Origin of the sequence: Acetobacter indonesiensis (assembly GCF_000963945.1) — a bacterium.
GTDB classification, from domain to species: Bacteria; Pseudomonadota; Alphaproteobacteria; order Acetobacterales; family Acetobacteraceae; genus Acetobacter; species Acetobacter indonesiensis.
In genome coordinates this window covers 37,124-56,731 of record NZ_BAMW01000024.1, presented here as the reverse complement: position 1 = coordinate 56,731, position 19,608 = coordinate 37,124, and the positions used below count along the sequence as shown (strand labels likewise).

At 51.3% G+C, this 19,608-nt stretch carries 22 protein-coding genes; 4 read left to right on the top strand and 18 right to left on the bottom strand.

The features are described 5' to 3' along the window. Positions 1-46: 46 nt before the first annotated feature. The 4 genes from ssb to Abin_RS07760 form a co-directional block, all read right to left on the bottom strand. Entirely contained in the window at positions 47-535 is a 489-nt protein-coding gene (ssb, locus tag Abin_RS07775) for a single-stranded DNA-binding protein (RefSeq protein WP_048845786.1), read from the bottom strand. A gap of 724 nt (positions 536-1,259) precedes the next feature. Then, complete coding sequence (locus Abin_RS07770) at positions 1,260-1,406, bottom strand: hypothetical protein (RefSeq protein WP_166443789.1); 147 nt, start codon at positions 1,404-1,406, stop codon at positions 1,260-1,262. Then, complete coding sequence (locus Abin_RS07765; RefSeq protein WP_035379253.1) at positions 1,399-1,698, bottom strand: hypothetical protein; 300 nt, start codon at positions 1,696-1,698, stop codon at positions 1,399-1,401. The genes Abin_RS07770 and Abin_RS07765 overlap by 8 nt, the downstream gene beginning before the upstream one ends. A gap of 59 nt (positions 1,699-1,757) precedes the next feature. Beyond that, positions 1,758-2,438: a hypothetical protein gene (locus Abin_RS07760; RefSeq protein WP_048845784.1), complete on the bottom strand. Its 681-nt coding sequence runs from the start codon at positions 2,436-2,438 to the stop codon at positions 1,758-1,760. A 585-nt stretch (positions 2,439-3,023) separates the two neighbouring features. On the opposite strand from Abin_RS07760, the gene Abin_RS07755 reads away from it, so the two are divergent. Both Abin_RS07755 and Abin_RS07750 read left to right on the top strand, forming a co-directional pair. Continuing rightward, positions 3,024-3,371 (top strand): hypothetical protein, encoded by a 348-nt coding sequence (locus tag Abin_RS07755; RefSeq protein WP_048845846.1) that lies wholly within the window; start codon positions 3,024-3,026, stop codon positions 3,369-3,371. A gap of 852 nt (positions 3,372-4,223) precedes the next feature. After that, positions 4,224-4,763 carry a MucR family transcriptional regulator gene (locus Abin_RS07750; protein ID WP_052948194.1) on the top strand — a complete coding sequence of 180 codons (540 nt, stop codon included), beginning with the start codon at positions 4,224-4,226 and terminating at the stop codon, positions 4,761-4,763. Positions 4,764-5,314: 551 nt separating this feature from the next. Here the strand turns inward: Abin_RS07750 and Abin_RS07745 are convergent. Further along, positions 5,315-5,968: a hypothetical protein gene (locus tag Abin_RS07745; protein ID WP_048845782.1), complete on the bottom strand. Its 654-nt coding sequence runs from the start codon at positions 5,966-5,968 to the stop codon at positions 5,315-5,317. A 167-nt stretch (positions 5,969-6,135) separates the two neighbouring features. Next, entirely contained in the window at positions 6,136-6,882 is a 747-nt protein-coding gene (locus tag Abin_RS07740; protein ID WP_146867671.1) for a hypothetical protein, read from the bottom strand. Positions 6,883-7,408: 526 nt separating this feature from the next. Here Abin_RS07740 and Abin_RS16165 point away from each other — a divergent pair. Then, positions 7,409-8,011 (top strand): nuclease-related domain-containing protein, encoded by a 603-nt coding sequence (locus Abin_RS16165; RefSeq protein WP_084593533.1) that lies wholly within the window; start codon positions 7,409-7,411, stop codon positions 8,009-8,011. Here Abin_RS16165 and Abin_RS07730 read toward each other — a convergent pair. The 3 genes from Abin_RS07730 to Abin_RS07720 form a co-directional block, all read right to left on the bottom strand. Continuing rightward, positions 7,966-8,601: a hypothetical protein gene (locus Abin_RS07730; RefSeq protein ID WP_048845779.1), complete on the bottom strand. Its 636-nt coding sequence runs from the start codon at positions 8,599-8,601 to the stop codon at positions 7,966-7,968. The genes Abin_RS16165 and Abin_RS07730 overlap by 46 nt on opposite strands. A gap of 61 nt (positions 8,602-8,662) precedes the next feature. Then, positions 8,663-9,040, bottom strand: a complete 378-nt coding sequence (locus tag Abin_RS07725; protein ID WP_146867672.1) for an ABC transporter substrate-binding protein — start codon at positions 9,038-9,040, stop codon at positions 8,663-8,665. After that, complete coding sequence (locus tag Abin_RS07720; protein ID WP_048845777.1) at positions 9,037-9,651, bottom strand: hypothetical protein; 615 nt, start codon at positions 9,649-9,651, stop codon at positions 9,037-9,039. Before Abin_RS07720 ends, Abin_RS07725 begins: the two co-directional genes overlap by 4 nt. Positions 9,652-10,319: 668 nt before the next feature. Here Abin_RS07720 and Abin_RS07710 point away from each other — a divergent pair. Next, positions 10,320-10,979 (top strand): PIN domain-containing protein, encoded by a 660-nt coding sequence (locus Abin_RS07710; protein ID WP_146867673.1) that lies wholly within the window; start codon positions 10,320-10,322, stop codon positions 10,977-10,979. A 34-nt stretch (positions 10,980-11,013) separates the two neighbouring features. Here Abin_RS07710 and Abin_RS07705 read toward each other — a convergent pair whose 3' ends face one another. From Abin_RS07705 to Abin_RS07665, 9 genes are all read right to left on the bottom strand, one after another. Beyond that, positions 11,014-12,273: a Y-family DNA polymerase gene (locus Abin_RS07705; protein WP_048845774.1), complete on the bottom strand. Its 1,260-nt coding sequence runs from the start codon at positions 12,271-12,273 to the stop codon at positions 11,014-11,016. Next, positions 12,270-12,650 (bottom strand): S24 family peptidase, encoded by a 381-nt coding sequence (locus Abin_RS07700; protein ID WP_048845773.1) that lies wholly within the window; start codon positions 12,648-12,650, stop codon positions 12,270-12,272. The genes Abin_RS07705 and Abin_RS07700 overlap by 4 nt, the downstream gene beginning before the upstream one ends. A gap of 106 nt (positions 12,651-12,756) precedes the next feature. Next, positions 12,757-13,845 (bottom strand): Fic/DOC family protein, encoded by a 1,089-nt coding sequence (locus tag Abin_RS07695; RefSeq protein WP_084593532.1) that lies wholly within the window; start codon positions 13,843-13,845, stop codon positions 12,757-12,759. Positions 13,846-13,855: 10 nt separating this feature from the next. Then, a complete protein-coding gene (locus tag Abin_RS07690; RefSeq protein ID WP_048845772.1) occupies positions 13,856-14,065 on the bottom strand; it encodes an antitoxin VbhA family protein in 210 nt (69 codons plus the stop codon). A gap of 96 nt (positions 14,066-14,161) precedes the next feature. Next, positions 14,162-15,046: a DNA/RNA non-specific endonuclease gene (locus Abin_RS07685; protein ID WP_052948193.1), complete on the bottom strand. Its 885-nt coding sequence runs from the start codon at positions 15,044-15,046 to the stop codon at positions 14,162-14,164. 208 nt (positions 15,047-15,254) lie between these two features. Then, positions 15,255-17,312, bottom strand: coding sequence for an ATP-dependent helicase (locus tag Abin_RS07680; protein WP_048845771.1), 2,058 nt, complete (start codon positions 17,310-17,312; stop codon positions 15,255-15,257). Further along, complete coding sequence (locus tag Abin_RS15620) at positions 17,309-17,647, bottom strand: hypothetical protein (protein ID WP_064776430.1); 339 nt, start codon at positions 17,645-17,647, stop codon at positions 17,309-17,311. Before Abin_RS15620 ends, Abin_RS07680 begins: the two co-directional genes overlap by 4 nt. A 355-nt stretch (positions 17,648-18,002) precedes the next feature. Then, the gene (locus Abin_RS07670) at positions 18,003-19,379 is read right to left on the bottom strand and encodes a DUF3991 and TOPRIM domain-containing protein (RefSeq protein WP_255319341.1); all 1,377 of its coding nucleotides are present in this window, start codon (positions 19,377-19,379) and stop codon (positions 18,003-18,005) included. After that, complete coding sequence (locus Abin_RS07665; protein WP_048845768.1) at positions 19,376-19,597, bottom strand: hypothetical protein; 222 nt, start codon at positions 19,595-19,597, stop codon at positions 19,376-19,378. Before Abin_RS07665 ends, Abin_RS07670 begins: the two co-directional genes overlap by 4 nt. Positions 19,598-19,608: the final 11 nt, after the last annotated feature.

Genomic DNA, 19,608 nt, shown 5'->3' with positions numbered 1-19,608 from the left:
GAACTGGCCGGGGCACCTCCCCGGCCTTAGAGGAAAAAAAGGGCACTCAGAACGGTACCTCGTCGTCCAGATCACCGTTTGACTGAGGAGCATCCCATGCCCCCGCCTGACCGCCGTTACTGCGGCCGCCAGAGTTCCGTGGGGCGGTGCTGTATCCGCCAGTCTGTTCGCCTTCCTCAGTGTGTCGCGTATCCAGAATGGTCAGCTCTCCGCCAAACCGAGGAATTACAACTTCCGTGGTGTACATATCTTTTCCGTCCTGCCCCTGCCATTTCCGGGTCTGGAGTGAGCCTTCGAGATAGACCTTGCGACCCTTGCGCAGGAAACGCTCAGCGACATCTGCGATACGATCATTAAAGACGACGACTTTGTGCCATTCAGTGCGTTCACGCCGTTCGCCTGACTGGCGGTCGTTCCACGTATCAGACGTGGCCAGGGTGAAAGAAACAATCTTCTGCCCAGACTGTGAGTGACGCACTTCCGGGTCTTTGCCGAGGTTGCCGACAAGAATAACTTTATTAACGGAACCAGCCATAACACTTCTCCTACACAGCTATACTTCAGATGAAACCGGCTTTACTGGCCGTTGGCGGTGTTGTTTCTTCCGCCTACAAGTAAAAGATAATATGAATACGGAAAGAGTGCAAGAAAAAAATGACAAAACCCGCAATAAAATCTATGTTTTTTGAGGATAAACCCCAATAAACAACCCCTTTTTTCTCCGGCTGCCCTTTATTTACTTACAAATACATAAGTAAATACCAAGTATAGAAAAGGACGGCGGTGAGCATTAGCACGAAAGTGGCGAGACCCCGTTTAGGGGGCTCGACATCTCTTAGCGGCTATGCCGCTTAGAGATGCTGGGCGAACGCACCCCGACAGGGGCGCCCCGGACAATGCAGAGAACCACCCGGAAAAGCTGAAACAAACAGAAAGAAAAGAAGCAACCCGACAGGAAACATAAGGTCATGCCGGTCATGGCAAGAACGATACAGCCCTGCGGCCATAAGCGTGAGACTATCCAGAACGCCCTCCCCCGCACCCAGCCTCACATAAAGAGGAAATAGGGTGCAGTGATCCCCCTCATGAGCAGAGACTGACTGAGCTAACAGGGAGGCTGAATCGTCAGAGCGTGAGAACAGTCCAAGAGCTGCCGGGGCGCAGCCCCGGCCGTTCATAGTTGGCCAGCTCTGCTGGCCCCCTTTTCCCCGCGCTGGTGCAAGGCATAAGAGAAAGGCGGCACTGAGGCCGCCTAGTTGTCAGGAATGATGGGACGCCTGAGCGTCTAGCCTGTCGCGTAATTTGTTCAGTCGGCGGAGTATTGGGCCGAGAGCAAACCCCACTACAACGGTAATGATGCAGAACGGCACGACGATGCCAATCATATTGATTGTGAAGTTATTCATGGTCGCTGCTCTCCTTGTCTGGAGGATATTGGATATAGGCCAGAGTTAGCAAGGAAATTACTTCCACCGATGAAGCCACGCCAGCGGCAACCATCATCATACGCCAATTTACCCCCATTTGTGAGGTAAAAAACGGGGTTATGATACCAACCCCAATCACACTTAGCGACATCGTCTGCAAGGCTGACGCTACTGCCTTAAGCCGATCTTCCTGAGATTTCCGGGTCTGCCTTGGGGGCAGAATAGCCCGGAGAAAGCGGCGCTCTCGGTCTGTAATCTGGTTCGTGTCCATCAAATTCTATCCGGTTTGAAGGAAAGAAAACCGGGCGGCGAAGCCGCCCGGCGGTTGTATCAGAACCCGAGAGCGTCGGCCTGTGCATCGGCAATCTGACGATCAAGAGAGCGGGCAGAGGTGCGGCTGTAGGGCTTCCATTCAGAGCCAAAATATTCTGCGTAAGCCTTGGCAGCACCTTCTGCGAGGGCTGACAGGCCATAGGCTTTCATGCCGAGTTGTGCGGCAAATTCGCGGGCGAAGGCGGCGCGGTTGGCCTGCCCGTCAACGCCCATGCGATCTTCGTCGCGGTTGTCGTTTGTAAAGCCTGAGGAGATTTCACGGGCGGCCTGCCGCTTGGTTTCGTAGAACTGGGCCTGCCCGAAAGCAGAGGCCACACGTGCGCCAACGATGCGCTGCATGTGCATTTCAAGAGCGCGGTAATTCTTTTCACCGTTTACGGTGGTTGCAAGAATGGGTTCCATGATCTTGATTTCTTCCATCACGGAATTGAAACCGGCTCCGAACACTTCATCGGTGTCCACTTCCTCAATGGCAAAGGCGCGGGCAATGGCTGCGGCCTGTGCATCGGTGGGAATGAGTGCCTTGACGGCTTCAAGGCTGGCGATAGGGGCAGCGGCCTTGCGGTCAACGGTTTCCTGAAAGGAACGGACGCGGGGTGCGTTTTTATTGGCCTTGTTGGCTTTCTTCTCTTGCGCTTCGGTGTGGGCTTGAGCGATAGCGGTAGCAGCGTTTGACATGATCTAGTCTCCTGTCTGGCGTTAGCCCCGTTTCAGTGTTCGTACCACTGGCTCGGGGCGCTTTGTGCTTGGGAGTTATTTCCCTCTCACAAGTAAAAGATAGTACAAACCGCCCCACTATTGCAAGCATAAAATGCAATAAAACCAACAAAATAAATGAATTATTTTTGTTTACTTGCCTAATAACTTCCGCTTTCTTTTCCGCATGCCCTTTATTTACTTTCATGCAAGACAGTAAAGACAAGTATAGAAAAGAACGACGGTGAGCATTAGCACGAAAGTGGCGAGACCCCGTTTAGGGGGCTCGACATCTCTTGGCGGCTCGGCCGCCTAGAGATGCTGAGCGAACGCACCCCGACAGGGGCGTCCCGGATCCTTATTGAAGGGACACACGCAAGACCTGGGCAAACGGAAACAAGAAAACTGCGACTGGCAAAGCCCAACCTGATCTGAACTCTCACCATAATTTTGAAGAAAGACTGTTTTTATCAATTCGGTCGCATCTTTGCGCGTCACTCTGCCCTTCATCAGCAGAAGAAACGTCCTCATTCGAGGCGTCTGCTTTGTCAAAAGGACATGATACAGATGCTTACCATACCGACTTTTTGGCCTTATTTTCTCCTTCTGTTTGGTGTCCAATGGCTTATCGCGGCCATTCGTGAGCGAAACAACGCCAAGTTGCTCGGCACTCCCTTTGCATTTTTCGATATCGCTACGGCGGGCATGGCGACGATGATGCTGTGGCTCCGCCGCTCAACCCGCTACGCTGTTTTCCTAGCTGTTCCGGTTACGGCGCTTTGCACTGTTCTCTCGCTCGGCCTCTATCTTCTGGGCCATGAGAAAGAGGCGCTCAGCGCTCTCGACGTGGCGCTGATGGCCGGATTTGGGGGCTGGCTTCTGGATCTTCTCGCTTCAATGATCGAAGAAATCTAGGCGCTGGGTTTCTTGGATAGCTCAAAGCATAATCTGATCTCATCGGATTCATACAGTGTGCCGGTATGGAGGCCGGCCCGTATGTACCAAGCGCTGTCGGAAACGAGAAACTTGCAACAGGCAAAGCCCAACCTGATCTGAACTCTCTTCATAATTTTGAAGACGGGCTGTTTTTTATCTATTCGGTCGCATCATAGCCTGACAGAAACGCAGAACGGAATTTTATTATCTGAAAGGACTACAAGATGACGATTGAGGAACTCCCAAAGAGCCCCTGGGCCAGACCCTGTATTATTGAGCTCGCCTCTGGCGAAAACCCCTTCTTTCCCTTTCCGCGAGAGCAGTCTGCCCATTTCGATGTCTTAAGGTCTAAAGCTGGCCTGACCTCCTTCTGTGTCCTGTCAGACCAAAGAAGTGACCAATCTCTCAAGCAGAACACCCCGCCCGAAGATAGCCAGTGAGCTGTTGATGGTTTCTCCTCACTCCGCGAGCAAATACAAACCTCGCCAACCGGACCTGTTCGGTTATAGAAAGCCACGGTCACCCCGGCGGTTTCTGGCGCATATGATTGATGTCGGAGATCACGGGTGCGTCTATAAACCGGGAAACACGTGTGTCGCCCTCTTTTCGTGTGAGCGGTGCGGATGGGAAAGCGGCTGGATTGAGCGTCAGAACAAAACACATGTTCTAAGGGGCATACCCTGTGAGCCCTGCAACGGCCAAAATGACGGGTTAACGTCATAAGAACATCACTAAGTTGCCGGAGAGAGGCAACATGTTAAACAGGTCAAACCATTACAGGTCAAAGATTTAGTCTTGTGACGGCATTTGGAAACCAAAGAGAGCAGCGTAATGGCAAAATCAGTATCAGGGCATGACACTGAGACACATAAATTCAATCAGACTGTAGCAATCATATCAGCCTATGTCGGTCATAACACGGTTAGTGCTGACGCACTCCCAGGTCTGATCCGATCGGTTTATTCAACGCTGGAGACACTCACCCTGCCCCAGCCTACTCCTGAAGCGTTTCAAGAGAAGACAGTTACACCACCGGCCTCTAAGCCATTGGATGACACTGTCCTACAGCCCCAACAGGCTCTTTCTCCTGCCGTTGAGGTCAAGCGTTCCGTCTTCCCGGATTACATCATCTGTCTTGAGGATGGTCAGAAAACCAAGATGTTGAAGTCTTATCTTCGGAAACATTTCAACATGAGCCCTGAAGACTATCGAACACGGTGGGGATTGCCTCCCGAGTACCCCATGGTAGCCCCAAACTACTCTGCGCAACGGGCAGCGATTGCCAAGCGCACTTCTCTTGGGCGACGTAGTCCTGGTGCGAAAGTGAAAGGCATAGAAGATCGCCGCACTCGCACGTCTAAAACGAAATAAGTCTGACTATTCAATAAAATGTCCCATTCGCGTTTTCGGTCGCATGACGATGGATGACACCTGAAGCATCGATACAGGAATGGGAAGCGAGGCATGGATAGTGATAGCGTTAGTCTCAACGCAGTTTTAATTCTGTTGCTCTACTCTGTTGTGGTTTTTATTGTGACAAGGCTTTGGTTTAGCGAACGCAGACAGTGTATAATCGCATTCTGTTTACTAACAGTTCCTGCCTTTCTGGCGGCATTGTGTGGTGGCTCGGACTCACTGTTCAGCAATGTGCCCTAAAAAGGATAACACTTTATGATGGATCACAACGACAACACACGCACGATAACCCAAGGCCTAACTTACTAGTTTGCAGAAGTAGCGATAGGCTGCACCGCCATTTGCCTTGCCTGTTCTGGTCACACGACCATTGCCCAATTGATGCTGATTCCTACCACCGTGACAGCAATGTTAGCCTGGGGTTTCATGATGAAAGCCGCGCAGATACGATGAAGCGCTCTCCTCCCACCTGCACAACAGACTATGCAGGTGGGATAACTCTGGCATTAGAATGCGTGCTGTTTCCGCATCGCCAAGTCTTTCATCAGAGGGCGTTTGGACTGGTGGACGACTGAGACGCTTGCCATGTTGTAAATTGGCCTACCGTCCATGTAGCCAAAGGCAAATAAAGCGGCCGCATCCTTCATGTCATGCAGGGGCCGGACAAACCATTGGTGAGTGTCTGTTCCTCCAGGCTGACCAAGAAGTGCCGTCAGCGTCTCGATTTTCCTCTTTCTCCACTCAGGACACTCGTCACCGAGTGTGGCAATCTGCAGGGACACCCCACAGCCCATTCTTTGCAAGAGGGTATCAGGCGTTACTGCCTCAGAGACTATTACCCTACATTTGCGTATGTATGTCTCGGCGGCCGTTTCAGATGCCCCACTGAACCGCATACCGCCCCCTTCACATGACGCAGCAAAAGTGACGAGCTGACGCATCACTTCCCACTCTGATCCCATTGCAATCAGTGACCAGTTTCTGACACGCCGTTGGAGGGTGCGCTGGCGGGACGCATAGGATTCATAGAGGTTGTTGTCGCCACCCAATTCGAAGAAGAGATACTGGTCACTAGAAAACCCATGATCTGGGAACGCTGCGTTTAGAGTGTCCGAAGAAAACTTCGTGGCTGCGAGGTCGTAAACAATACGATAGGACATGAGATGTCGCTTTCTTAGGAGTTTTGAACTCCTTCATGTCCGACCGGAGCGGGCTGTCGGGTCATGCGCGGCGCGCAGCGCCGGCACCGCAGGCCGTCTGGCGCAGCCAGACGGACGAGGAGCCACCGCTTGATGCGAGAGACCGTTTCGGTCAGAGGGATCCTGTTTTAGAAAGGAATATCCAGATCCTCACTGTGTCTAAGCGATAATCTCCACTTCATTGGCTTTCCGGCCATTCTCTGTTGAAGTCGATACCATCTTCTATTGCGTGTGCGCTGCTTTTTTCCTGAGCGCCAATACGAGCGCAGAAACGGTCGCAACTCTGGCCAACGGGCTGTTACATCCGCATAAGAAACTGAATGTTCAGACGCACAACATCCGTAGCGATCTATGCCCTGCACGATAGCAACGCGCCCTATTTCAGATGAAAGCTGGACAAAGCATCCATCGTTCAGGTCGGGTTGCGAAGGGAGCCGTAAGAGAACTTTGCTGTCTGCATTATGCAGGGCAAGCCAACCACCAGCCAACGTTACAAGCCCTGAGAGTGCCATCAGATCGTAATCAGGCAGGATATGCTCTATCGCCATCTTTAAATCGGGCACGGCTTGCCAAAACCTGATCCTTTTATCGGCTAACGGGCCGCTGTAGCCTTCAGGTTTCTCACACGAGACGATCTCGCACAAATCGCATTGGTAGATTTTACGTCCGCTTTTCCAATAAGCAACACTGACGTCCTCGAAACAATCAACCCATTCTACGGCTCGGATTTCCAGTGCTGGATATTCTACAGAAAGAGCATCTGCATGATGGAGAAGGGTCGAACCAGAGCCGTTATAAAGTGAAATTTGTACCGTATTGTCATCCAGAAACATGATGTCTTCGGAGTGACAGTATCCCTCAACAAGTTCTTTCACGAGCCTGTTGAGGAGCGAGGCTGGGCCAGTGAGTGTCTGGACTGATATTGTGGATATACTCATCATTGAGATCCTTTAATTTTGGTCTCAATTTCGTGGGGCACAGACAACCGGTCGGGGCAATGGCGCGCCATTAAGGGCGCGGGCCGTCAGGCCGCACCATTGCGGCGAACGTGGTGTTCTGTGCGCTCAAGGCATCATAAAAATTTCTTTCCTGAAGAAATGAGTATTTTTCGTCGCATCACCACACTCCAAACTGTCTCCCGATCAGTGAGGAGTTTCTAATGCCGCGAAAATCCAGTCATCAGCCTTCGGTCATGACGTCCCATGTCGAAACTGAAAGCATTGTCATTGCACCCAATGGTTCACCGCACAAAACAACTCATTACCCACGAACCTCTGGCGATAACATGTCAAAGCATCAACGATACTATGCTCGCAACCGTGAATTAGTTTGTGCACGCCAGCGGGAAGCCAGACGCCGCAAGCAAGTATTGCAAGTCTCCCAAAAAAAGGGGGACATCTGATGCGTCGGCGATACGGTCCTGCCCTGCGGTCTGCACGAGAAAACTCATTCTTGAAAGCTTTCAAATCTGACATTCAGGGGCGCAAAGGTGAGACGGACGTCAAGAACATTCTTGCTGAATGTGGTCTCCCCAGTCTCCATGATATTGTGTTGCCAACCCGATCTGGAAACGCGACGCAGATTGATCATATCGCGCTGACGGCGCTTGGCATACTCGTCATTGAAACCAAACACTTACGAGGCCGATTGAGTGGGGATGTTCGCAACGATTACTGGCGGCTAACTCTGCCGGGTGGGTGGTCTGAGAAAATATACAGTCCTGTTCGGCAAAATGCCGGCCATTGTGATGCCGTCTATATGATCGTCCGTCACATAGATTCTCGGATTCAGACACTCAGTAGAATTGTCATGACGGGGACTGCAGAAGTTGCCCCCGAGCTTTCCTCAGTGGTGCACACAAGTGAAACATTTACGAAGGAGCTGAAAAGCATACGGAACAACTCTGTTTCAGAGCTGCTCCAGCATGCCTGGGAACGTCTAACGGAAGTAGCAAAACATCATGAGGGCTTGCGGAAAGGAACGACCTTATCCCCATTTGCCTGATTTGCTTCGCGATCATCTTCCCGAACAAGAATGACCTTTTCAGCCGGTCGGTTAAAATTGCGTTGCATGTAATCAATGAATTCCTCCCGGTCTTCATCGGTCAACGGAAACTCAGCCTCATAGGAATCAAAGCCATCTTTCTGGTAGCTACCACAATCAATTTCGAGCGCTTCCAGGTAGTCCAGCCCGTCACATGTCGCATTGACAAAACCAAGTCTTGAGGGCTCGTACCCGTCATATCCAAGCTGTACAATCCAGCTCTCTCCGAGATAGATCACATCTATCATGCCATCTTCTGCATTGATCGGGGGCCACGCGCCGATTTCCACGCCTTTAAACTGGCCAGGAAACATGTCGGCAAGAGCCTTTGCCAACCGCGCCGTCTGGGGCCTCATCACAGCGAAATCATGCACAACAGGAATAGGTGCATCGTCTCGCTCGGCTTGGAAATATGCCTCCACTTTTTCCTCTGGCCACGCTTTATCGATAAGCGCATCCATTTCTTCTTCTGTATAACGATGCCGTGCAGGATCTTCTGGAACTTTGGAGACGACTGGTTTTTTGGTGTGAGAAGTTTTCTTGGTTGTCATAACGGACCTGTGTGGTTGACTAAAAAACGAGTGTTTGAATACCGCAAGACGCCTGGTCTTCTCAGTTCAAATTTCGACAGTCTGATGTAACATTATGACTCGAACGCAACACGACGTTGCCGTTTTTGTCGCCAATCAATTCACACCTTACCCATGATGCCTTCTGGTCTGGCTGGGCCGGTCGGAAAAGAATCATGGATGAACCTGTTTCGCTACTGGCGCTGGAACGGATTTCATATCCAGAATTCAGCAACTGCTCCAAGGAGGCTGGATGTTCAGAAAAGAGAGTGGGAACAGCATGTGGCGTGGTTTTTGGTGCGAACTGGCTCGTCCCGCTGCTGATCATGTTTTGCGCTGCAGCCGGCTGTGACAGTGTCACCAAACCAGCAAGAGCTGCCAGTGGCAGGCTATACGTTAATTTCACAATAAGTTCCTTCACAGACAGAATTTCACCACAGGTGGTGGGGGAGCGATTTCTCCAACCCGCCTCTTCACTTCCTGCATGAGGACGGCGGCAATTTCGTGAATGAGTTCCATCATATGCGGCGCTTCAGATGGACGCGGCCCATGCGGCGTGTTTGAAATCAGGGTAATAAGTTGGGGAAGTCTGCCGCTCTTTTTGATTTCTTTGGGTTTGTCTGTCGGGTTGATCTTTCCCTGAGCATATCCAAGGGAACCTAGTAAGCTGGCAGTCATCAACACTCCAAGACGCATGTCTTCGTCCCATGTCATCAGCCCTAACAAATATGGTCTGACGATCTGTTCAGATCCACGGAACAGTCTGAAAAAGACACTCCCATCGACTATGCTGCCATCTTCACCCAGGATATCGACACGCAACCGCCACCCATCACCAAAACGGGGGTGCGGTACGTTTCCTTCTCCATCCTGGGCAATTTGCCTATAACGCGCTCTCACCTCTGGTGAACTTGGAGTGCGGAATGTCACCACACTGGTGGATGTTTCCTCCAGTTTCAGGTGTTCACCCTGTATTCCAGTATCTTCCCAGGTGCACAGCGCGTCACAACTCGGATTGACGCCATGTTGCATAACAGTTTCGTCTCCTTATTCCCGTGAGCCCCTATCTTTGCGTCACAGGATGCGACGAAAAACTTAGTCTCGCCAGATTCGTTTAAAAAAGAGAATCTGGTCGCATGATGAGAGGGAATACTCCTCCTTGAAGGAGAACCACTCATGCCTCATCCCCACTGCACTGCCAGCCATGGCAGAGCCGTCCGCACTGCAAAACTTATCCTGCCTCTATTCATCTTGCTTGGGGGCATGCCTGCGTTCGCGGTAGCAGAAACCACGTCACCAGCCCCTAAAACGACACAGCCTACGAGCACAATTCCGGAGCCTTCTCCGCTCTTGCGGGACCAAACCCGAGCTATGACTGAAAGCTGCAGAGCCTGGTTGCCCACAACCCTTCCAGCAATGCGCGAAGGCGAAAAAGGTCTCCCCCCTTCCGTCCAGTTGAGTAGCGAAACACGACATCAGCGTGATTTATGCACAATGGCCATTGAGCCCGATCGGGTAGAAAGGTCACTTCTTATACTCACCATGGGCGCTGCCTGGGGCCTATTCCTTACGCTTGCGGTATTGGGTTATGTTCTCTATCGAGCCAATTACTGGCTTACAGGTATTGTAAAAAGGAAATATGCCTTTTTAAAAGAACAAATTTCATTTTATAGAAATCGCAACAATTAGTGGTAACGGTTATGGATATCATTACTAACGGCCAACACTGCACTTCTGCAGTTGAAAGCGGGAACGACAAACCTTTGTTTGTACTAATTGATTATGAGAATATTCAGACTGAGGATTTGAGTTACCTAAGTCAGCCCGACATGCATCTATTACTGTTTATGGGTGCCTTACAAACGAAAATCTCTACGAAACTGGCGCTCCAGATGCAGGCATTGGGTTCCCGCGCACAATACATTCAAATTGAAGGAACAGGACAAAACGCTCTCGACATGTGCATTGCGCATCATACTGGTTTTATTCTTGCCCGTATGCCCTCAGCTCGTTTCCTTATCATATCCCAAGACAAGGGGTATGACCCCCTTATCCAGTTTCTGACCAAACGCGGCGTCTCTATCAACCGCAGGCCTCACCTGGGATTGCCCTTACCGTCCCGAGGACTGCGCTCTGCTCAACATCCACCGCCTCTTAAATTAGATACACAGCTCATTTTGGAAATGCTTAAGAAGCATGACAAAAGTCGTCCAGCGTCCCGTCAATCTCTTATTTCGTGGACTATGAACAAGGTATCAGCAAATAAAATCACCATGTCCGCTGAAAAAATCATTACTGACCTAGAAAAAAATGGGGTAATTTTGTTCGATGGAAAGCGCGTAGTCTATTCATTGCCTTAGACGGGACTGAAACATAACTGAAGTTGCTTTGTTCTCAAAAACTTCTAACTTCAGTTATTTCAGAAAGCTCTGTCGTATATCGGGGTGACAGCATATCCTGCCGTGGACGCCATGACCTTACAACGCCTGTAGCAGCCGGCCTGACTGTTTCCCGTCCATATCGCCTATTAAGAGTGTCCATGGCTGTCATCAACGCAGATGTCTGTTCGTGAGGCTTATCAAATAAAGAGGATTGTCGCCCACAAGGAGCAAGATCATTGAGCTGGACGCCTGCTTTGCTATATCTGTATCCATCTCTCCAGATCGTGCGAAGTAACCGAGTGACAATACCGATCATCGTCAAAGCATCCTGAGTCGGAGCACAGGTTATGCTGGCTTGGTTGGCATACCATCCGTTGGAACGCTGATGTATATTTGTCTGGACAAAAACACTCACGTGCCCTGCATCAAGCTTTTCAGCACGAAGCTTTTCAGTCACCCTCACTGCAAATCCCGCCACAGCTTCCGCCATTTCAGAGAAACATGTGATAGGCCTACCAAATGAACGCGTGGATGCCAGACCTTTGCGAACATCAGCCATTTCTGACAGCTCCAGGCAGGAAACTCCACGTAACTCAGCTTGCAATCTTACGCCTGTCATTGTCATGATCTGGCGGACTTGCGCGGGATCAGCTTTTACAAACTGTTCGATGGTGCGTATGCCTACACTATTCAAGCGTGGTACAAGTCTCCGACCAACTCCCCAAATCTCACTTATTGGTAAATTACGATAATAACGCTCTCTGACGCGATCGTCAGTTAAGTCACACAAGCCTTCTAATTCGGGTCTGTCTTTTGCAATATAGTTTGCAAGTTTAGCGATTGTTTTACTTGCTCCCCACCCAATGCATGTTGGGATTTTTGTAATTTGTTCGACACGGCTTCTAATTGTTTCACACCGCTCGCTCAGGGAGCCGGATAACCCGCTTAAGTCGAGAAACATTTCATCTATAGAATAAGGTTCTACTTTCGGAGTATATTCTGTCAGAACTTGATACACTCTACGAGACATATCAGCATATAATGGATAGTTACTACTGAACCACTTTACTTCGCCCAGTTTCTTCTGATCTCTGATCAAATGCCACGGATCACCCATTTTGATTCCGAGGTGTTTAGCTTCAGATGATCGTGCAATCGCACATCCGTCGTTATTTGACAAAACGACCACAGGCAGTCGTTTCAGGCGCGCGTCAAAAGCTTTTTGACACGAACAGTAGAACGCGTTGCAATCAATCAGACCATATATTGTCATGGCTTTTCGCGCACAACGCCAGACACATTGGCCCAGACTTCTACGTCCAACGCAGGGTCAACACGCACAGGCTCCCGCATATCATCCCCAGAGATCAGCCACCAGCCACCCTTGCGGGACTGCAGCTCCGCCAGGACAAACACGCCAGAAACACTAGCAATCACAAGCTGGCCTGAAATCTGCTGGCCCGACGTATCGGCAATCAAAATATCACCGTCCATGATCCCACGTGTTCTGAATGTTGCACCCCGCAGCCTTACCGGATAGCGACTGGGCCGCCGTAAATCCAGCACATCCGCCAGATCAATTGGGCCTTCGACTGCATCAGCTGCAGGCGAAGCGAAACCAGTCGTACGATCCCCTTTGTAATCACTCATAGCTGCTCTCCTGTGCGGAACATAACAAGAACACGCAACACCTAGCAAGAGCCGTCTTGATGTAGTTTTTTTTTCCGGATACCCAATCGTTACAAACAATCGGCGATTAGCGATCACCAGGAGAAAATGGACGTTTACGTGTGACTGAATGATCGGCCTGTGTTGGACCTGTTGATGGGCTATCCTGGTCAGATCTGGGCCGTATTGTCCGCTCGAACCACTCGGAAGAAGACGTAGCAGGATCACTAGGTTTGGGTGCCAGTGAAGCAGCAAGGCGGCTAAACCCGCCCTCTCTCTCAAAATGCGCTGCCGTTGTCAGGGTTACGGGATCCCCTGCTTTCACTTTGAAGGATTGTGCCTCATGAGCCGGAATAACTATCATTCCTTGCTCTGGACTATCTAGGCAACAGCTTTGTGCCGCGATGCTCATCACTGTCCCGGAGATCATTTCTCCCGACCGTGCAGTGCGGATATCGCATTTCAGAGGCTCTATCCCTAGTTGTCTGAGAAAACCAAATGTCTCAGTCAACGCAGCGCTACGAAGCGGATCAGCAGCATCTTCCAGCAGATCCTGCATAGCTTTGCAGTCGGGATCAGCTATGCCCGCAATAGAGGCGGCCATCATTCGCGGTCTACTAATCACCGAGAACCGCACGTCGTGACCTGTTTGCCGCCCGAGCTCAGAAATAAAAGCTTCCTGAGCTCGGCCATTCCCCTCTCTGAAAGGATGGACATAATTCAACTCGTTCAGAACCTTGCCTGCGACGGCCGCGAAACGTCGGACTGATACATTTTTCAGTAGCTCGGGCTTTACAAGAGGTCTGAGCGCTTCTGTTAATCCCATCTCGATGCGTGAACCTGGCAGGAAAGTCGTTTTACCTTTCCTCAGAATGCCAATGGTCTCAACTGGTTTACCATCAACAACAGGGCTTTCATTACGTGTATGACCTGCCCATTCATAAATATCATTAAAAAGGTGCTTATGAATGGCTTTGAGATGCGCTGTTCCGAAATTTCCTTCTGGTCCCATACCAAACTGAATTTCGATCCATCGATCATTTGTAATACGGTATTCGGCTTGGCTCAGTGTTGTATGACTGCGAATACCTAAGCGGTTCCTCAAGACATCGCGCTGATCCGGGTCATCTGACACATTGGGGTAGGTGTAACCGTGCTTTAAATCATGCTCTGACATCCTAGAGCGCTCAACGGTTATTCTGAATGGCCTGCCGCATTTCTTTTCTTAAATCATCAAGCGAAATCAAACCCTGAATAAAGCGCTCATTCGCTTCTTCCAGCACCGCATCATGAAGGTAGCCTTGGCGGAAATTTGCTGCTCGTGCTTCTTCAACAGCTCGCCGACGGCGCTGTGATTCTTCCTGAGTAATTGTCGGTGCGATAAGTGTCTTTTCCATTGTTACACCTCCTGTAATTTCTGCAATAATACTTTAATCCCTCTTAAAATTCAAAGAGTTTTGGGTAATTATCTGTAAATAACAGAGGTTTACAACCTATCGACCAAGTGCTTTCTGCAGCAAACGCAACACTTCTTTGACGTGACGATTATTCCAGTTAAATCCATTTGCTCGTGACTGCTCGGTTCGAACGCTTGCTGCATATGGGCTCTCTTCTATGGCGGGCATCGGCATGATGTGCTGTTTGATAGAGAGTGCCAGAGATGGAAATACATCTACACCGGCCCAACGGTACAAAACATCTAAAGAGACGATCTTGCAATCGGGCAGATTTGTGTTTGCGCAGACATACACTGCGGCTCCTTCTGCAATGGGATCATAGACAGCTTTCCACATGCCTGACGGGATCATGACTCTATCCGGGCCGACACTGGCTCTTTCATGAGAAAACAGCACTCCTGTGACAACATAGAGTTCTCCCTCAGCATTCGCGAGCCCCCGAACCGCGGCCTCAATTCCTTCCCATGCTCCGCGGTTCAAACCCGGTGCCTGTGGGACAACATTAGATAACGCATAGGATTCTTGCTGAGCTGCCAGACCGGCGAAGTCACCGGATGGGGACAAATGTCCTCGATCCCAGCCACTATGCTTCCAGTCGGCCAACTCCCCACGATATCCTGCAGGAAGCCGGGCATCCGGATAGAAATATCCTTCTCGCTTGGTACGAGCCGCAACTTCTAGGTTTTCTTCGACGATATACTCTGCCGACCAGATCGGACCTTTTGTTACTGGAGAGTCCATTACTGCATAAGCGGTGTTGCACAGGACAGTCCCATGACCAAACTCACCTTCTAGAGTGGGGATCTCTCCTGCGAAAAACAAATTGGAACAGGTTTCTTTTCCGTAGGCCCAATCAACTTGCACATCGTATATCAGGAAGAGGAACATGAGCTTCAGCCCCTTGTGGAACCCTTTGCTCATGAGTTGCGGCCTGCAGCACGAGGCATTGGCCCCGGTGGCACGGGGCGCATCAGATGGCTATGCTCGCGACAATACCACTCGGTTGCTCCAGTCCGTGTGTTTGCGCCGAATGCGGCACCGGCGTTACAGATACAGCAATAATGCGCCCAACTCCTTGCCTTTGCCAGATCTGGAGCCTTCCTCTGTCGTTCAGGCCTATCGTCCATTCTCACAAACCTAGTGCGTCAAGTTCACGTCTTGTTTGCTCCCAGGCAGATCTGGTGCTTGGAATCGCTCCTTGCCCAACCTGCCAGTTCCAGTGTGAAACCCGATTGCCCGGTGGAATATCATTGAGAAACCGCGAGGGAGTGGAGGATGTTCCTTGCCGATAATCGCATGAGGTCACTGTCGCCTGCTCCATAGCGCGCGTCAGCGCAACGTAGGCTAGGCGACGTTCCTCATCCAGATTACGAGCATTCGTGCCTGGGAAGAGATTATCTTCCCAAGCTGGAAGAAAAACGTGACGAAACTCCAGACCCTTAGCGCGGTGCATTGTCAGTAACTGCACCCGCTCCTTACCTTTTTCCCCTGGGGCGCCGGAAGCCAGTGAGGCATGCTCCATCAAGTGATCAATCTTACGATAACGGTCAGCAACGTCGGCCAACTCCGCGAGGTTTTCCATCTGCGTCGCAGCTTCATCACTGTCATCAGCTCGGAGCATGTCGTAATAACCGGTATCTTCAAGCAAGAGACGCATCCGATCCCCGACAGTCAGATCCTCTTGTGCGCCAATCTCCCTCACCACACGCTCAAACTCTCCCAGGGCGACCGCAGCTTTTTGGGAGAGGCGTGTTTCACTGACAGCAGCCAATAAGGATATGTCCTGATCACGGGCTCTCAGTTCAATAGCTCCTAACCCCTTGGCTCCAAGCCCGCGCGTGGGTTTATTTGCTACCCGACGGAAGGCTTCATCGGATTGTCGGTCATCCGGGCGGGCGGCAAGAGAGAGCAGTGCAAGAGCATCTTTAACTGCCACACGTTGGTAGAACCCAACATCTCCTACAATTTCATAAGGAACACGGGCCTGGATCAGAGCTTCCTCAATGGCACGGCTGAGCCTGTTCTGTCGGTAAATAACGGCTATATCATGCCAAGCGCACCCAGATGCTGCACGTCTACCAATTTCAGCGGCAATCGCATCAGCCTCTTCGCTCATATAGGAAAACTGCAGCACCTCAACGGGTTGACCTGCCCCTTTGCGCGTATAGAGAGTTTTGGGAATGCGCGATTGATCCTGAGCGATGATTGCATTCGATGCATCAAGTATATGACCTGTCGATCGGAAGTTTTCTTCCAGTTTAAATGTCTGCGCGTCTGGAAATTCTTTTGAAAACCCCCGGATAAATCCTATTTTCGCCCCACGCCATGAATAAATGCTTTGAGAGTCATCACCTACAGCAAAGAACTCTGCTGACACCTCTGAAATCATTTTAAGCCATAAAAACTGGGCTCGATTGACGTCCTGAAACTCATCTGCCATCACGGCTGTGAAACGGCGTGACCAGCGGTAGCGATAGGCATCATTGTGAAGCATTGCCAATGTCGGCCACATCAACAGATCCCCAAAATCTGCAGCATTCTGCTCGCGTAGCAAACTCTGGTAACGACCATACAACCCAACCACATAGCGCCAGCCCGCATCGTCCACAAAACGTTTCTGGGCATGTGCTCGCGCTATCATGGCTTCAACATGATGCCCTGCCATCTCAGGCGTCACCAGATCTTCCTTCAAACGAGAAATCCGTTCGGCCATCTTGGCGATTTGACGCGCATCTCCGGGTTCTCCCTCCTCTGGGCGGGGCAACTGCTCAACGGGCGTGGCCTTGATCAGACGACGAACAATCGCAAGCGTGTCATCGGCGTCGCGAATATCAAACCCTGGTCTCAAATGGGCAATGTCGGGTTCCGCCCGCAACTGGCGTGCGCACAGTGCATGGAATGTTCCCAGCCATGATGGCGCCATTCCTTCTCCGCAGGCCCTTGTAATACGTTCCCGCATTTCTCGGGCTGCCTTGTTTGTAAACGTCACGCAAAGAATACGTGATGGCTCCATGCCATACAGTTCGATCCGAGCGGCAACACCTGCCGTCAGGGTCTTGGTCTTCCCTGTCCCAGCACCTGCAAGCACCAGAACGCGCCCCAGTGCCAAAGCGGCAGCACGCTGCGCTGGAGTGAGGTCATCCAGCACAGGAGCAAGTCGCGGTGGAATGCTGAGAGCGGCGCTCATAACACGCTCACCTGTTCCACAACGCGCCCCTCACACCGCTGGATTTCTCCATCCGTTGAAAGCACAAGGAACGGTTCATTCAGATCCCAGTCTCCCAAACGCTCAACCCAGACACCACTGATAACGAGACCGAGTTTGGCACCGGTTCGCTCATCAAAACGCACAAGACATTGTGGCAGAGGCCCCTCTGGCCATTTTGCTGCTCCAAGGCGTTCAAGATGGATATCCCAGAACGCTTTAGCAGCTGGGGACTGATCAAGCTGCTGCGCAAGACCCGCTTTGATAACCAGAAGGTCAAGAACGTCATCGCGATATGTTTGTTCGTTTGATTTCATGGCTTCAATTCCTTCTGTGATATCCTCAACGACCTGTTCGACTGCTGTGGCGTACCAGCCTTTAACAATGAGAATTTCGGCATTTTCAGTGAGTAAGGTGAACGCACAGTCTAAGTCCCAGAGCCTTGAGTCTGCAGCCTCTGGCATCGTTCCACCGATCACCACGCCAACCAGATCACGTGTTCCATCGGTGCAGCTGACAAACTGGCAAGGTGTCTGAGCAGGATTGGAACATCGTTTTTCCCACACATTCCTTGCGCCTTCAGTGTTGTGAAAAACTGTCAGTATTGCGCGTCTCCACTTCGGATCGTGGATTTCGCTTTTTTGTTCATGATAATTCTGGGCGAACATGGCGTTATCGACCTCCCATTGAGGGTGAGCCAGAGCGCTTTAAGGATGGCGCTGCCTGATCTGCCTGAGGGACGGGCTGAGGTTGTTGGCGTTTGCGTGATTTGAGTTCATCGACCCATCCTGCTGCGACCTGAGGGGTTGGTGTGGTGGATGTCGCTGATCCCGCCAGTTCGCCAAAAGGGCGCGGGGCTGAACTTTCCTTGTTTCCGCGTGCCCTTAAAACCTGATTCCAGTCAGATCCGGGTGTTTTTGGAGAGGCCCGTCCATTCCACAACCCGACCTCCTGTGCCATTTGTGAGTATAGTGCAGCATAGTGATCACCCTGCTGATCATTATCGACAGCGATAACAAGACGCCCTTCTGGACGTTTTGCTACATCCGCCAGAACCTGCTTCAGCTCACCGACACTTTCCGGACTCATGCCTCCGCCCGTGGATAGGTAAAGCGTGTTGCGGGAAAAACGGTCCATGGAGGCGAAAGACAGAGCATCTATTGCTGCTTCGGCCACGACGACACGTGAGGGTGGTACACCGGGATCAGACTCAAACCGGAATAACCGCTTGCCAATGCCCCCGGTTGAAAAGCCTCGATACTCAGGCCCACGCATTTCCATGCCGCTCAACTGTCCCTGATTGTCACGATGCGCAAACCAGGCTGTCCCGTTGGGTCCTTCTCGTAACAGGTTTTGTTTCGCCGCAGCGTCCAGTATGCGATCAGGCAGCCCTCTTTCTTCTGAAAGATAGCGCCATGCAGCTGATCCCTGCTGGGGTGGATTACGATGTTCCCACATCCATGCTGGGTCACGTTTCTGGTTCGCGTCTGTCGAAGTCGGTTTGACCCGTTCCCTGACTTCGTAGCTGGGCTCCAGACCTATCAGGTTGCGTAACTCGCGCCGAACATGACCAAGATTAAGACCGGGCTTGAGGTGCTGAACAAGTTTGATGACATCACCACGCGCGCTGCGATCTGGATTTGTCGGATCCCACCAGCCTTTACCACCGTGGTTTACAATGATGATTTCGCCTTCACCACGGCGGAATTTGAGGTTTTTGGCCGACCGTTGCGCTGTGGCTTCTTTGTCAAGACGATAGCCTTCGCGTTCAAGGACCAGTTCGCACCGAACACGCTCACGTAGTGTTGCAAGCTCATCCCGTTGTGCGTCGATGGCACGGTTATCCACCATGACCAGCACTCCCCGAGGCCAGAAAGCTTTGTTTTCTTTCCGTAAGCCCAGAATGTTGTAAGCTCGTTTGACCGTTGGCAGTCGGCCTGCAGGCAGTTCGGTGCATGTCGGTTCTCCCCTCTCGGAGATCCATCCTGCGAGTGCATGATGCGACGAGTTTGAAAATTTATGGCTAATGACGATTTGTGATGTGTTCATGACCGACGTTCCGGGTGGCTGCTATCAAGCATATGTTCCCAGGCTTTACGCCGTGCCCGCTCCGCTTTGCGCCGCAAGGCCGCCTCAAATCGGGACGGAAGAGCATGGCACCCGATACTGTAATCCAGGAAAGAGGCTTCAGACGACAGTTGGCGCCAGCTCGAACGAGCATTCGGGCGTACGGAAGATAAGGAGGTCATCTGCATCTGCATCGTCATGACGTTTGTCC